This window comes from Paracoccus pacificus (assembly GCF_042680785.1).
Lineage (GTDB): Bacteria > Pseudomonadota > Alphaproteobacteria > Rhodobacterales > Rhodobacteraceae > Paracoccus > Paracoccus pacificus.
Map to the genome: position 1 here is coordinate 1 of NZ_JBHUEN010000039.1, position 14,142 is coordinate 14,142.

Below are 14,142 nucleotides of genomic sequence, written 5' to 3' on the forward strand. Positions count from 1 at the left end.
TTACGCCGCCCGCAGCAGCACCATGCCGCCGCTAACGTGGACTAATTTCGCACCGCCGTTCTCACACGGGACGGTAGCCATGAGCGCCTGAGGGACATTGAGTCTGACAATGCGTCGATGATGAAGCTGGTTGAGAGCACCGCTGAGAACATGGCCTTCATCCGTAAGAATCTCTCACAACTCGCGGCACAGGATCGTGGGGCTGTCGAGGCCGCCTATGGTCGGATTCTTGCCGAGGCTGCCGAGGACGATCAGCACAGTGTCGCTCCGAGTAAGCGCGAAATGGACATGGATCTATAGGAGGCAGGCATATGAACCGGACATTGATCGCCCTGTCTTTCGGCATCATCAGCGGTATTATCATCGGCCTGATGCTTGGGAGCATGTGGGTCCAGCATCAACTCGGTGCTAATGCCGCCTCTGCCGACATGTTCATTCTCGTGAGTCAGTTTCCGGGCGTGTCGGGAAGCATGACGCAACCCTGGCTTGGCGGATATCAGATCGCCGGGGTGGCCCTGGTCGCGACGGTGCTCTTCACGCTGGCGCTGTCCTTCACCCAGAAACTGACCCAATACGGCAAGGCGCATTTCCAGTCATCAGCGGAGATCAGGAAAAATGGTCTCTTGCAAAAGATCGGCGGCGGTCTGGTCTTTGCACGGCTCGGCACACACGGCATCCTTGGCCGCATCTTGGGCTGGTTCAGGTTCATTGCCTCGAACTGGGACAAGTTTCCGCATTGCCTGGTCGTCGCGCCGACACGGGCGGGGAAGGGCGTCGGCTATGTCATCCCGAACACCCTGCTATTCCCCGGCAGCTGCGTCATTCTCGATGTGAAGGGTGAAATCTTCGAGGCTACCTCCCGGCACCGCAAGGCGCAGGGTGACGAGATCTTCTATTTCGCGCCCTTCGACTTCGATCATCCCTCGCATCGCTACAACCCGCTGGAACGTATCGCCGCCCTGAAGAACACCGATCAGCAGTTCACCGAGCTGAGCAAGCTGTCGACCTATTTCCTGACCACCAGCGAAAAGGGCGGGGCGGCTGATTTCATCGTGGGTGCGAGGGAGCTGTTCGTCGCCGGCGGGATGCTCGCCATCGAGCGCGGAACACCCTCCATCGGCGAGATCACCCGCATCCTCTTCGGCGGTGCCGACAAGTCCGAGGAATACAGGTTGCGCGCGGCCGAGGCCCGTCACCAGCAAACCAAGGATATCTTCACGGATTTCAGCGGCTATGCCGACCGCACGCTGTCCTCCTATGTCTCTGTCCTGAAGGGAGCGGGCCTCGGTCTCTGGGTGAACCCGAAGGTCGATCGTGTTACCAGCGGCAATGACTTCAGTTGGCAGAATATCCGAATGAAGCCGCAGACGATCTATATCGTTGTTAACAGCGATGATATCGTGACCCTCGCGCCGCTGATGCGGCTGCTGTTCGGTGAATTGATCGCCACCTTGCGGTCGTCCCTGCCGAACCCCAAGACCGAGCCCTGGCCTGTGCAGATCATTCTCGACGAGTTCGACCAGTTGGGCAAGATGCCCATCGTCGTCCAGTCGCTGAAGCAGTTGGCAGGGCACGGCGGGCGCGTGTCGATCATCACGCAATCCATTCCCGGTCTCGACACCCTTTATGGCGAGAATGACCGGCTGTCGCTGGAATCCGGCGCTGGCATGAAGTTCTTCATCAGCCCGAACGAGAAAAAGACCGCTGCCGAGGTGTCCGAGGCCCTGGGCAAGACGACCCGCCTGTCCGTCAGCGACAGCCTGTCCTCAGACGGTCGCGGCTTCCGGCGGCGCTCGGTGTCTCGCCGGAATGAAGAACGCCCTCTGATGAGCCCGGATGAGGTCAGGAAACTCGACGCCTCTAAGGTTATCCTGATTCCCGAGCGTCAGAACCCAATCCTGGCGGATCGCATCGTCTATTACGAAGACCCCTATTTCTCGAAGATCACGGCGGCGCAGTCCGGACCGCTGCCCTATCCCGGCGAGCGGCATCAGATTAGGTCTATGCGCGACGAGATCGAAAAGCTGCAAGACCAGGTGGCGCAGTTCCGGCCGCTTGCCTATGCGCCGCCGGCGGGCATCATCGCCAAGGAGGTCATCGCCGAGGTCGAGGCAGCGCGACCCGCCATGACAGATGCCGAGGCGCGGGAGGCTCTGGGTCCATCCGACATGGAGGCCATTAGGAAGGCCGCGGACTTTAGGAAGAAAATGAAGGCGAAGGTACCTATCGCGTGACGTTCGGGCGCAATAGCAACCTGCAGCAACGGGCGACGCCGCACAGCGTCATCGCCCGTTGCTGCCATTAGATATGTCCGTACGCAAACGATCAGTCGTCGACCGGTTCGAATACAAGGGTGTGCGTTTCTTGGGTGCCGAACGGGTGGATTCTTGCTTCGATCATAGTCCAGAGCTTAGCGGCGCGCTTCGCTAGGAAAGTCTCGTAGTCGTCTTCACCGCTGCATAGGCCCGCAGCCCGTTCACTACATACGCCCCGCGATCATGCGGGCGATCTCCACCAGCCGGCAGGCGTTGCCCCATTCGTTGTCATACCGTCATAAAGATCGTGGTTGATCCCATATAATCTCAAGCGCTTCCTGACAATCACCGCAATGGCGTGACAACGTCCAATCCGATCAGTAGTGCGGCATAGCCGCCACGGACAAGGCCACAGGTCAAAGCGCTCGCAGTCACAAAAGTGTCAGAAAATCAGATGAATGGCCGGACCGCGCACAGGTCTCCTGGCGAGAACTACTCTCGCTACGTGCAACATCAATTTTCTACCACTTGCGTAAAGAAGCGCAGCATCTCGGCCGAGGCATCAGGCCCAAGCGGATCGGCATAGGAGCCTGACGGGTCGCCGCCGAACCAGGCATGGCCGGCCCGCTCGACACGCCAGAGCTCCGAGCCATCGCTGCCTACCAGTCGCGACCATGTGCGACCGTTGCCCTCGTGCCGCGTCTCGATGCCGGAGCCGATGACCAGCCGGTCGCCGTTGACCGGTGCGACAGTTGCGTCCGACATGCCGTGGAAGACTATCACCGGCGTCTTGCGCGACCGGGGCCGGGCATTGCCCTCGCCCCGCATGGCGGCAAAGGCCGAGATGACATCGCTGGCCGCACCGCTGGGAAGGCCGGAATGCACGCCGGCCGCTGCGAAGAGGTCGGGATAGGCATCGACCATGATCGCCGCCATCGCGCCGCCCGCCGACAGCCCGGCCACGAAGGCGCGACCGTCGGCCAGGGCGAACTCCTCGAGCAGGTCGCGGGCGATTCCGGCGAGAATCCCGGGCTCGCCCCGGTCGCGCGCCTGATCTTCCGGGCGGAACCAGTTCCAGCAGGACTGCATGTTATGGGCGCGCGACTGCTCGGGATAGGCGACGAGGAAGCCGGCCTTTTCGGCCGCCTCGTTCATCCGCGTGCCCCGCGCGAAATCGTCGGGCGACTGGGTGCAGCCATGCAGCATCAGCACGACACCCTGAAGCCCCTCGGGACGATCCGTCGGGATGTAGAGCGTATAGTTGCGCGATCCGGCAGGGCCGGAATGCTGACGCCGCTCATAGAGGGCACCCTCGGGCACGTCGATCGTACCGCCTGCGGGCAGGCCGGAGAGGCCGGGCAGGTTCAGCCCCTGCATCAAGCCGCCGCCGGCGCAGGGCTGGCAGCCGTCGCGCATCAGGCTGGCGAAGGGGTTTTCAAGCGGTGCCCGCGTTGGCTGCCTGTCGAGGCCGCCGGGCATCGCGATCCCGTTGGCGCCCAGGACTTCCTGGATCAACGCCGTCGCTGCCGAGGGATCGATGGCACGAGTCTTCCCAAGCGCCCGGCGCATGGCCGTCGCGAAATCATTGGTCATTGCTGTCTTCCTTATGGTGAGGCGGTCAGCCTCAGGTGATGCGGTTCTTGAGCGCGGCCTTCACGGCCTTCGGCGCCTGAAGCGACCCCAGGACGTTCAGCGAGCCGATCGTCGCTTCGGCCAGATCCGGCGTGACATCCGCCGCAATTCTGGCCAGCCCGACGACCTTGAGGTGAAGCTTCTCACCCGCCGTCGCCATTGCCTCGAGATCGGCGCGCGTGATGTCGAACAATCCCAGTTCAAGCTGATAGCGGTCGATCGATTGCGCGACCGAACTGCCCTCGCTGGTCAACTGGTTGCGGATCGCCGTTCGGATGAAATCCGTCCGGTTGGCATAGAAGCCCTCGCGCACCAGCAGGTCGATCCGGCCCAGATCGACATGGCCGAGGTTGATGGTGATCTTTTCAGGCTCGGCCTGTCTTTCGGGCAGGCGGGTGATGTTCTCCATGGCACTCTCCATCTGTATGGATGGTATATGGAATGCTCTCGGCGTCCTTGCAAGCGCGTTTGGACCGGGACTTGCAAAAATCAGGTCGTCCGCCCTAGCGGCTGTGGCGTCTTTCGGGGGATTGCGCGGAACGTTTCGTTTCACAGTGCATTGGCAGATGCCAATCGCCCCGTTCGGAGAGAGAGATGCCAGATCGCGACGCCGAGACCCGCAAGGATGACCTCAGGACAGGCACCCCGTTCTGGGTCAAGACTCCACATTCGACCGTGACGGCCGAGCGCGCGGCCGATGCCGTTCATGTGGATGTCATCGTCGTCGGTGCGGGGATCAGCGGCGCCCTGATGGCCGAGTCGCTGAGCAGGGCGGGGCGTTCGGTGCTGATTCTCGACCGCCGCCCGCCGGTGCGCGGCTCGACGCCGGCCTCGACGGCGATGATCCAGCATGAGATCGATGTGCCGCTGACACAGTTGCAAAAGCAGATCGGCCCGAAGAAGGCCGATGCGGCCTGGCTCCGCTCGGTCAAGGCGACGAATGATCTGGTGGATCTGGTCAACGAGCTGCGGATCGACTGTTCGATGGAGCGCAAGCCGGCGCTGTATCTGGCCGGGAACCAGATGGGCAAACGCGCCCTGCAGACCGAGGCCGAGACGCGGGGCAAGATCGGTATCGCCGCCGAATATCTGACCCGCGCGGCCCTGATCGAGCGCTTCGGCATCGACCGACAGGCGGCCATCCTGTCGCCGGATTCGGCCTCGGCCAATCCGGCGCAGCTGACGGCGGGGCTGCTGGCCTGCGCGATGAGCCGCGGGGCGCGGGTGATCTCGCCGGTCGAGATCACCGATCTGGCCGAACTGCCCGGCGGGATTGCCCTGGCGACGCGGCAGGGCGAGGTGCTGACCGCGGATCACGCGGTCTTCTGCACCGGCTATGAACATCTGCCGCAGATGCGAAGCCCGTCCCACCGCGTCACCTCGACCTGGGCGCTGGCGTCGCGGCCGATGAAGACGCTTCCGGACTGGATGCGGGCCACCATCGTCTGGGAGGCTGCCGAGCCTTATCTCTACTTCAGGACCGATGCGTCGGGCCGGATCATCGCGGGCGGCGAGGACGAGGATGCGGCAAGCACAAACTCGGACCCCGCGAAGCTGGCGCGGAAGGCAAAGGTCATCGCCGAGAAACTGCGCGACGTGACGGGGGTGGACATCGGCAAGCCGGCATACACCTGGTCGGCCCCGTTCAGCGTGACGAAGGACGGGCTGCCAATCATCGACACGGTGCCCGGATACAGCCGCATCCACACGATCATGGGCTTTGGTGGTAATGGCATCACCTTCTCGGTGATTGGCACCCAGATCATCGCCGCGAAGATCGCAGGCCGCACCGACCCGGACGAGGCGGTTTTCGGCTTCAGATAGGATAATCGGTGGAACCGCTTGTGACCTCGGCAGTTTTGCTGGCACGGTCCGCCATGGGCGCGCCGGCAAAGCTTAATCCACCTCTGAAAGGTAGGGTCGATGGCCGAGGACAAGGACTTTACAACCGACACCGGAAACGCGGGCGAGACGCAGCAGATCGCTGCTGGCGATACGCCCGCAATGACGACGAATTTCGGTGTTCCCATTTCGGACAACGAGAACAGCCTGAAGGCCGGATCGCGCGGGCCGACCCTGCTGGAAGATTTCGTGCTGCGCGAGAAGATCTTCCACTTCGACCACGAGCGCATCCCCGAACGGATTGTGCACGCGCGCGGCTCGGCCGCGCATGGATATTTCGAGTGCACCGATCCGATTCCCGAACTCAGCCGGGCCAGCCTGTTCGCGAAGAAGGGCAAGAAGACGCCGGTCTTCACCCGGTTCTCGACGGTGGCGGGCGGCGCCGGCTCGGTCGACACGCCGCGCGACGTGCGCGGATTTGCGGTGAAATTCTACACCGATGAGGGCAACTGGGATCTGGTCGGCAACAATATCCCGGTCTTCTTCATTCAGGACGCGATCAAGTTCCCCGATCTGATCCATTCGGTGAAGATGGAGGCCGACCGCGCCTATCCGCAGGCGGCGTCGGCCCATGACACCTTCTGGGATTTCATCTCGTTGATGCCGGAAACCTTCCACACGCTGATCTGGGCGATGTCGGATCGCGCCATCCCGCGCAGCCTGCGGATGATGGAAGGCTTTGGCGTCCACACCTTCAAGCTGGTCAACGACAAGGGCGAGGAAAGCTTTTGCAAGTTCCACTGGCGGCCCAAACTGGGGACGCAGTCGCTGATCTGGGACGAATCCGCCAAGTTGCAGGGCGCGGATAACGATTTCCACCGCCGCGACCTGTGGGAAGCAATCGACCGGGGCGATCACCCGGAATGGGATTTCGCCGTTCAGGTCTTTGACAAGAAACTGGCGGATTCGTTGCCCTATGACGTGCTGGACGCCACCAAGATCATCCCGGAAGAGGTCGTGCCGCTGCGCGTGATCGGCCGGATGGTGCTGGACCGCAATCCCGACAACTTCTTCGCCGAGACCGAACAGGCGGCCTTCCTGCCGTCGAATGTGGTGCCGGGTATCGACTTCACCGATGACCCGCTGCTGCAGGGTCGGCTGTTTTCCTATCTCGACACGCAAAAATCGCGGCTGGGGACGACGAATTTCCACCAGATCCCGATCAATGCGCCGAAATGCCCCTTCGCCAACATGCAGCGCGACGGGCTGATGCAGACGCATGTGCCCAAGGGTCGCGCGAATTACGAACCGAACAGCCTCAACATGGCGGGCGAGGATCCCGGTCCGCGCCCCGTCAGCACCGGGTATCGGACGGCCGAACAGCCGGTCGAGGGCGAGAAGCTGCGGATCCGCGCGGAAAGCTTTGGTGATTTCTACAGCCAGCCGCGGATGTACTGGAACTCGCTGACCGATAACGAACAAGCGCATGTCGCCTCGGCCATCGTATTCGAGCTGTCCAAGGTCTCGCTGGACCATATCCGCGAGCGGATGTTGGGCCATCTTCAGGTGGTGCACCCCGATCTCGGCGCGCGCGTGGCCAAGGGCCTCGGGATGGACCTGCCAGCGCCGGCGAAGCCGTTCAAGGAGCCGGTCGATCTGGACCCGTCCGATGCCTTGTCGATCCAGAAGAACTGGAAAGCGTCGCTGGAAGGCCGTCAGGTCGCGATCCTTTTCGACGAGGGGTCGAGCAAGTCCGACATCGAGGCGCTGAAGAAGGCGGTCGAATCCGCCAAGGGCACCGTCTTCACCATCGCGCCCAAGGTCGGTGGCCTGTCGCTGGATGGCGGCACGATGAAGGCCGACGGTCAACTGGCCGGCTCGCCCTCGGTGCTGTTCGATGCGGTGGCGCTGGTCCTGACCGCCGAGGCGGCGGCCAAGCTGGCCAAGGACAGTGCGGCTGTGGCCTTCGTGTCGGATGCCTTCGCCCATCTCAAGGCCGTCGGCGCGACCGACGGGGCGAAGGCCCTGATGGACCGCGCCGGTGTCGAGCCGGATGAAGGCGTCACCGATCTGGCCGGACTGCCTGAGGCAGCCAAGCTGCGCTATTGGGATCGCGAGCCGAAGGTCCGTGATCTGGCCTGATCGCGGCAGCGCCGCGGCGGGCCGGAAGGCGCCTGGAGACAGTTCCGGGCGCCTGTCCAACAACCTCTACACAACCAGGGAGACTATCTGATGAAGACGCTGAACGACGCATTCGAACATACGCTGGCGGATATCTATTGGGCCGAGAACGCGCTGACCAAGGCGCTGCCCAAGGTTTCCAAGGCGGTCAGCAGCGCCGAGCTGAAGAAGGCGATGGACGATCATCTCAAGGAAACGAAAGGGCACATCAAGACGCTGGAAGCCGTTTTCAAGTCGATCGGCAAGGAAGCCAAGGGCGAGAAGTGCGATGCCATGGATGGCCTTCTGAAAGAGGCTGACGGTCTGATCGAGGAAGCCAGTGGTCACGCGCTGGATGTCGCGCTGATCGGTGCCGCGCAGGCGGTGGAGCATTACGAGATCGCCCGCTATGGCACGCTGCGCGAATGGGCCAAGGTCCTGGGGAACGAGGAAGCGCATACGCTTCTGACCTCGATCCTCGACGAGGAGAAGGCGGCGAACAACAAGCTCACGGCGCTTGCGGTGACGGCCATCAACGCCTCCGGCAAGGCTGCGAAGAAGTAACCGGCCGCCGGAAGCCACTTTCAGAAGCCCGCCCTTGCAGGCGGGCTTCTTTTGATGACAGTCGCACGGGGAGAGGTCCTTTTTCTCGTGACTGCCGAACTTGTGAATTGCCTCGTTCAGCGCGTCAATGCAGAAAACCGTCGGCACCTTGCGGATGAGTCCATGACAGCTAGCGGGTCGAGGAAGCCGCGGCACGTCGGGATTTAGGTGATGACGGCGCACCAGACCTGACTGCATGAATCCACCCCCTTCGCGAGCTTGCTGGTGTTAAGTGCTCGATACATCGAGGTGAGGGGCCACGTACGCATCAGTCAACGACTGCGCTTCTGGTTCAGGGCATTGCCTTCGCTCTGCCGGCGCCAAGTCATTTATCGGCGTCAAGAGAACGGGCCTTTAACAAATGCATGTCGCTTAACTGCATAAAGGCAGGGTTCACCACGACATCACCACTGCCAAGTTGAAGAGCGCGCTGGCCCAGGCCGTGAGTGTCCGGGTGGATGAAAGCTCGCTATCGCCGGCGCCGCGCCCCTTAGTCTATCACTCAAAAAAAGCTGGTTCCGGATGAGTGCCGCAGGCCCGAAGTCGCCCGCGCCCGTCGGGACTGGACAAGGCACCGCCTGCTGACCATGCGCGCTACCCTCCCAATGATGATGCAGCGAGAAATCTTCCTATGCAATGACCGCCGCAGTCCATGACTTCCCTTGGCAATGAGGGCAGTGATACGGGGTCATGGCAAGATTGCCGGCCAGCACAAAGCCGCAGGAACAGCATGCAAGGCGCCGGTCCTGCCCGATCTTGGTCCCCGGCCCGACGGTGACCGGGGGCTCGATATCCCAAGCCGGTTCAATCGGGAGGCCTGGCCGAGGCTGCGACTGACTGAATGTGCTGAATCGGCCCGAGGACTCAAGATAAGCGATTCGGACCTCGCCGAGGTTTCTGTAGCCGTTTTCCCGCAACCCTTCGAACAGCTCGCTCTGGCCCAGTTTGCGGCGGCGAAGAATGCGGGTATCAATCACCCCGTCGCGGATGACTTCGGCCGTTCTGCCATCCAGCGCCTTCTCGACAGGCCGGAATCTGAAGATCAGGATATCCAGCCCCTTGTTGATCACAATGACCAGGGTGATGACCAGCATCGAATAGAAGATGGGAACATCGGCATAGAACATGCCATCGCCAACAGCCGATCCAAGCGCGATGACCAGTAGAAATTCAACCACCGACATCTGGGCAATGCCACGCCCACCAACCCATCGGATCAGCAGCAAGGCATAGCCATAGATTATGCAGGTCCGAAAGACGATTTCCAGGTAGAACAGCGCCGGATCGGAGCCCAGAAACATCCTGATCAGATCAAAGGGAACAACCGGATCATCCATCGCTGATCAGCACTTTCATAAAGGGGGCGGGCCGCGAGCCTCGCGTGACAACGGGCAGCCAGTTCTCCCAGTTCCGTCTCCGTCTGGCCTTGAAAGCTCTCGCGCCCCCCGTCAACACGGCCATCAGTAGAACGAACTTGCCTCCCGACGGCGCGTCGACGACTCGCATCATGTGCCGCACGGTCTTCGGCATCCAGCTTGGCGATCATCGCATCGAACCGCTGTTCGGCTTCATCCTCCGTCAGCAATTCGCCCTTCTGTCCCTCAGCCTTCCGATGGTTTGGATCATGAAGCTCGGATAGGAATTTCCGCCCCATTTCTCCCTCCAGTCTGACTGATAGAAATGAATGCTAGCAGTCCGTTAGGTACCAGCCAATTTCCAGTGCTTAAATTATCAAATGTCGGCCAAATCTCGCTGTAAACGCTTCGCTTCACCCCCCCTTGAATGGCGCATATCCGCGACTTCTTCACCACTGGGGACAAGGACAACGGAGGCAAATTATAAGCTGTCAATGGCGGCGCGAAAACCGGCCACGCGGCGGCGCAAAACCAGACAAATGCGCGGTGCCACGCGCCTTGGCGCGTGCGTTGATCACATAGCCGTCAGTCGAACGGCATATTTCTGACTTCATACGAAAAAGCCCCGCACTGCTGCGGGGCTAAATCGTGACACTCTCGGGGGGCTTAGCCGGAATATCCGCTAGAGGGTGTAAAAAGTAAACATATCTGTTTAGCCATGGTATTTGGATAATATGTGCTAGTCGCATTAGAAGGTCTGGTGCAATGGCGGCCGCAGGTGGTGGTGCATCGTCAATCAATGTGGGCCATCACCTATCTACGCGGAAACGAGCGATTCAGCAACGGACAACCTAAGCTGAGTGACAATTCAAGCAAGGTAAATCCGGACCTTGGATTCTCGAGTATCTGCGAACCTTCTTTACGGGAAAGCTCGAGCAGATGAGAAGGATCGCCTATGGAAAGAGACATGCCAGATCGCGACGCCGAGATCCGCAAGGATGACTTCAGGGCAGGCACCCCGTTCTGGGTCAAGACGCCGCATTCGACCGTGCCGAGCGCGAGGCGGATGCCGGACATGTGGATGTGATCGTCGTCGGTGCGGGGATCAGCGGCGCGCTGATGGCCGAGGCGCTGAGCAGGGCCGCGAAGTCGGTGCTGATCCTAAACCGCCGCCCGCGCTGCGCGGCTCGACCCCGGCCTCGGCGGCGATGATCCAGCACGAGATCGACGTGCCGCTGACTGTCAATCGGCACACAACTTTGACCTCCTTTTGGAGTGAACCCCATGGGCTGGACCACAGCGCACCGTTCGAACTAAGCCGCCTTCCGGGCAAACAGGGTTTCGAACTCCTCGGGGGTTCGGCAGCCGAAGTCGAAATATCACTCCTTCCGGATGCTGTCGTGGTTGTTCCCGGGGTCTTTTTGCATGACGAGTGGAACCGCAGCGAGGATGATCAGGACGATGGCGGTCGACAGGATTGCGGTGGCCTCGAGGCCCAGCCCGGCAATGACGCCAATGGCGGCAGTTGCCCAGATGTTCGCGGCTGTGGTCAGACCTTCGACTTCATGCCGCTTCGCGCGAATCATGATGGCTCCGGCACCCAGGAAGCCAATCCCCTGCACGACGCCTTGCAGGACGCGCGACATATCCTCGATCGGCATTCCGCTCTGTAGCGGTCCTATGACGTACAGCGCGGCCCCCACAGCAACCAGCATGTGGGTCCTGATGCCAGCGCTTCGCTTTTTTCGTTCCCGCTCATAACCAAGGATACCGCCAAGCACAGCCGCGATCATCAGCCTTACCGTGATGAGGGTGATGGTCGGCAGGTCTGGGATGTCGGAAAATTCGCGCGCGACGGCTATCCAGATCTCTTCCTTCAAAGGAGCTCCCCTATCGTGGTCGTTCGAGAGTGACGTGACAATGAGGTGCTGCGCAAGGGCTCTCCTCATAAGCTGAATAATTGCGCTATGGGCACGGTTCGCCCACTGGGTGTGAAACAACGCGGCAACCGCGACGACCCTCGGGCCGTCGAGCCGCTACGCGGCAGCCAACAGGGCGCGCGCGATCCTGAGGAAGGCGCTGGAGCCGGCTCTGTAGTTTCACAATCGAGCAAGGGCGCGACCCCGCCAAACGGCAAGGTCGCCTTGTTTCATGCCGCCTCGCGATAGGCCTCGCTTTCGGCAATCTCGGACAGCGCTTCATCGGTAGCGGCTTCCTCATCAAGTGTCCGAGTGAGCAGCGCGATAGCTTCCGTCATGCCCAGTTGTTGCGCCTATTTCCGCAGAGTGCCATAGCGCGCGATTTCATAATGTTCGACAGCTTGGGCGGCGGCGATCAGCACTGCATCCAATGCTGGTGTATCCTTGGAAGCCGACATGACCTCCTCGCCTTCCTCGATGATACCGTCGATGGTCGGGCAGGTCTTGCCGCCCGCTGGCTTCTCAAGGATATCGAACACCTGCTGAAGGCGCTCGACATGGGTCTGCGTCTGCTCCTGATGGGATTCAAAGGCCTTGCGGAGCCGGTCGGACTGCGCACCGCGCGCCATATTTGGCAAGGCTTTCAGGATCTGGCGCTCGGCATAATAGATATCATTCAGCGTCTCGTGGAACAGGTCCTCTAGATCCTTGTCTGGCCTCGGATGTCTCCTTCCGTGAAGGGTTTCGCGGGCCGATCATGCCCCGGCCTGGATCGTTCTCAACACCGCGTGAGCCGATTTCCGGCTGATTGATTAATTCTGTCGCTCTGCTTATGGACTTTTCTCTGTAGGAACACTCTCTGTAAGGACAAGCTTCATTTAAGGAGAGCGCCATGGATATCAACTACAACGAGTTGACACTCGAACAGCTGAAAGAGATCAACAAAAAGTCAGCCGCGACCATTGCCGACATCGAGCATCGCCGCAAGAAAGACGCCATCCAGAAAGTAACCGAGATTGCCAAGGCTGCAGGCTTTTCTTCGCTCGAAGACATGCTGGCCGCTCAGCCCGCAAAGCAAAAAGCTGAGCCGAAATACCGCCATCCGGAAAACCCCGAGCTGACCTGGAGTGGTCGCGGCCGAAAGCCCGGCTGGATTGCAGAGGCTCTGGAAGGCGGAAAGTCGCTGGACGATTTCGCGATCTGACAGACCCCCGTAACCCCCGCCCGCGGGGGTTACTTCTTTGACAAAGATGCGCGCCTTATCCTGCAACCGGTTTATGGATTCAGCTTCATCTGTTATCGATTGGAAGGCTGCTGGATGTGAGACAAATGCCAAGGATCCACGAGCAATCGCGCTTTCGCCTCGATAAGTTTGGTTTGCCGCTTGAACCATGGTCTTCATCGCTGAGGCCGCGTTTTTAGCACCGCCCAGATAAGACCCGACACTTCTTCCCGCCACGAGACCAACGGCCGCCAAGCCCATAACCTGCATGTTTCCAGACACGGAACTGACAAGGGAGGATCACCTTCCGTCTCGCCGCGCTATACTAGGTGCGCCGTTCGTTACCCCGGGTCCCGATGCTGCCCCATTGGCGGGTCAGCACCACGCCGCCCATGAGGTCGGGACAGAGTTCGACCCGATAGAACCGTGCCATGTTCCGGCCGGGGTCCTGGCGGAGAAAAAGGATCGCGTGGCGCACGGGCATGAGCCCACCGCTTCTGGCGCCCCCGGTGCAAGGACGATCCGGGCTTGATCCGCTGCCACCGAATCATCGCGATCATGGGTCGCGCGAAAACGCTCCCTCAGACCGCCGCGCGCCAGAAGCGGTAGCGCCGCCCGCCGGTGATCTCGCGCACGAGCCCGAGGCCGTGCAGACGGACCAGCAGGCGCTCGGCGGTGTCGCGGCTGATGGCCGCCTCGCGCGCCAGCAGGGCGGCGGAGACGACGGGCTGGGCGGTCAGCACCGCGACGGTGCGCGCGGCCGTGGCGCCGTGCATGCGGTCGGCGGCCCGCTCCGCCCGCGCGGCCCAGCTGCTGAGGCGGCGGATCATCTCGAACCCTGCGGTGCAGCCGCTGGCCACCGCCGCGCACCACTCCGCCAGAAACGCCGCCGGATCCCCGCCCGCGGTCCAGACCCGACGCCCGGCCGGACCCATCGGCACCATCACCAGCGCCCGGCAGGAGCTGGCCAGGGCGCGGGACGCCCAATAGCAGGGCTCGGGCAGATGGCCGTCGGGGGAGAGATCGCTCAGCCGCCAGAGCCGCTGGCCGAAGGCGGCGCGGGTGACGAGATGGCTGCTCCCGAGCGCGGTGTCAACGGCGGCGTAAAACCCAGCCACTGGGCGGCGCAAAAGTCGGCCACCCTTGCGCGCGGC

Annotated in this window: 14 protein-coding genes and 1 pseudogene; 7 read left to right on the forward strand and 8 right to left on the reverse strand. The window is 61.7% G+C overall.

Annotated features, from left to right (window positions below; translation table 11 throughout):
• Positions 1–117 precede the first annotated feature (117 nt).
• Positions 118–300: a hypothetical protein gene (locus ACFSCT_RS12335; protein WP_379143168.1), complete on the forward strand. Its 183-nt coding sequence runs from the start codon at positions 118–120 to the stop codon at positions 298–300.
• 11 nt (positions 301–311) lie between these two features.
• The gene (locus tag ACFSCT_RS12340; protein ID WP_379143170.1) at positions 312–2,234 is read left to right on the forward strand and encodes a type IV secretory system conjugative DNA transfer family protein; all 1,923 of its coding nucleotides are present in this window, start codon (positions 312–314) and stop codon (positions 2,232–2,234) included.
• A gap of 534 nt (positions 2,235–2,768) precedes the next feature.
• On the opposite strand, the gene ACFSCT_RS12345 is transcribed toward ACFSCT_RS12340, so the two are convergent.
• Positions 2,769–3,848, reverse strand: a complete 1,080-nt coding sequence (locus ACFSCT_RS12345; RefSeq protein WP_379143172.1) for an extracellular catalytic domain type 1 short-chain-length polyhydroxyalkanoate depolymerase — start codon at positions 3,846–3,848, stop codon at positions 2,769–2,771.
• Between the two features lie 31 nt (positions 3,849–3,879).
• Positions 3,880–4,296 carry a CopG family transcriptional regulator gene (locus ACFSCT_RS12350; protein ID WP_379143174.1) on the reverse strand — a complete coding sequence of 139 codons (417 nt, stop codon included), beginning with the start codon at positions 4,294–4,296 and terminating at the stop codon, positions 3,880–3,882.
• Between the two features lie 185 nt (positions 4,297–4,481).
• On the opposite strand from ACFSCT_RS12350, the gene ACFSCT_RS12355 reads away from it, so the two are divergent.
• From ACFSCT_RS12355 to ACFSCT_RS12365, 3 genes are all read left to right on the forward strand, one after another.
• Positions 4,482–5,711, forward strand: coding sequence for an NAD(P)/FAD-dependent oxidoreductase (locus tag ACFSCT_RS12355; RefSeq protein WP_379143176.1), 1,230 nt, complete (start codon positions 4,482–4,484; stop codon positions 5,709–5,711).
• Positions 5,712–5,810: 99 nt separating this feature from the next.
• Positions 5,811–7,871, forward strand: coding sequence for a catalase (locus tag ACFSCT_RS12360; RefSeq protein ID WP_379143178.1), 2,061 nt, complete (start codon positions 5,811–5,813; stop codon positions 7,869–7,871).
• Positions 7,872–7,961: 90 nt separating this feature from the next.
• The gene (locus ACFSCT_RS12365; protein WP_379143180.1) at positions 7,962–8,453 is read left to right on the forward strand and encodes a YciE/YciF ferroxidase family protein; all 492 of its coding nucleotides are present in this window, start codon (positions 7,962–7,964) and stop codon (positions 8,451–8,453) included.
• Positions 8,454–9,121: 668 nt separating this feature from the next.
• Here the strand turns inward: ACFSCT_RS12365 and ACFSCT_RS12370 are convergent.
• A complete protein-coding gene (locus ACFSCT_RS12370; protein WP_143794987.1) occupies positions 9,122–9,829 on the reverse strand; it encodes a DUF421 domain-containing protein in 708 nt (235 codons plus the stop codon).
• The gene (locus ACFSCT_RS12375; protein WP_299913665.1) at positions 9,799–10,146 is read right to left on the reverse strand and encodes a hypothetical protein; all 348 of its coding nucleotides are present in this window, start codon (positions 10,144–10,146) and stop codon (positions 9,799–9,801) included. Before ACFSCT_RS12375 ends, ACFSCT_RS12370 begins: the two co-directional genes overlap by 31 nt.
• 820 nt (positions 10,147–10,966) lie before the next feature.
• Between ACFSCT_RS12375 and ACFSCT_RS12380 the strand changes: the two genes are divergently transcribed.
• Positions 10,967–11,059: a hypothetical protein gene (locus tag ACFSCT_RS12380; RefSeq protein ID WP_232816740.1), complete on the forward strand. Its 93-nt coding sequence runs from the start codon at positions 10,967–10,969 to the stop codon at positions 11,057–11,059.
• A gap of 167 nt (positions 11,060–11,226) precedes the next feature.
• On the opposite strand, the gene ACFSCT_RS12385 is transcribed toward ACFSCT_RS12380, so the two are convergent.
• Together ACFSCT_RS12385 and ACFSCT_RS12390 are read right to left on the reverse strand one after the other, a co-directional pair.
• The gene (locus ACFSCT_RS12385) at positions 11,227–11,727 is read right to left on the reverse strand and encodes an MgtC/SapB family protein (protein ID WP_379143182.1); all 501 of its coding nucleotides are present in this window, start codon (positions 11,725–11,727) and stop codon (positions 11,227–11,229) included.
• A 269-nt stretch (positions 11,728–11,996) separates the two neighbouring features.
• Positions 11,997–12,461 (reverse strand): annotated as a pseudogene (locus tag ACFSCT_RS12390) (YciE/YciF ferroxidase family protein).
• Between the two features lie 197 nt (positions 12,462–12,658).
• On the opposite strand from ACFSCT_RS12390, the gene ACFSCT_RS12395 reads away from it, so the two are divergent.
• Positions 12,659–12,970, forward strand: a complete 312-nt coding sequence (locus ACFSCT_RS12395) for an H-NS histone family protein (protein ID WP_379143184.1) — start codon at positions 12,659–12,661, stop codon at positions 12,968–12,970.
• Between the two features lie 343 nt (positions 12,971–13,313).
• On the opposite strand, the gene ACFSCT_RS12400 is transcribed toward ACFSCT_RS12395, so the two are convergent.
• Positions 13,314–13,472 (reverse strand): WGR domain-containing protein, encoded by a 159-nt coding sequence (locus ACFSCT_RS12400; RefSeq protein WP_379143186.1) that lies wholly within the window; start codon positions 13,470–13,472, stop codon positions 13,314–13,316.
• Between the two features lie 97 nt (positions 13,473–13,569).
• Positions 13,570–14,142 (reverse strand): helix-turn-helix domain-containing protein (locus ACFSCT_RS12405; RefSeq protein WP_379143188.1); only part of this gene is annotated, 573 nt, incomplete at its 5' end.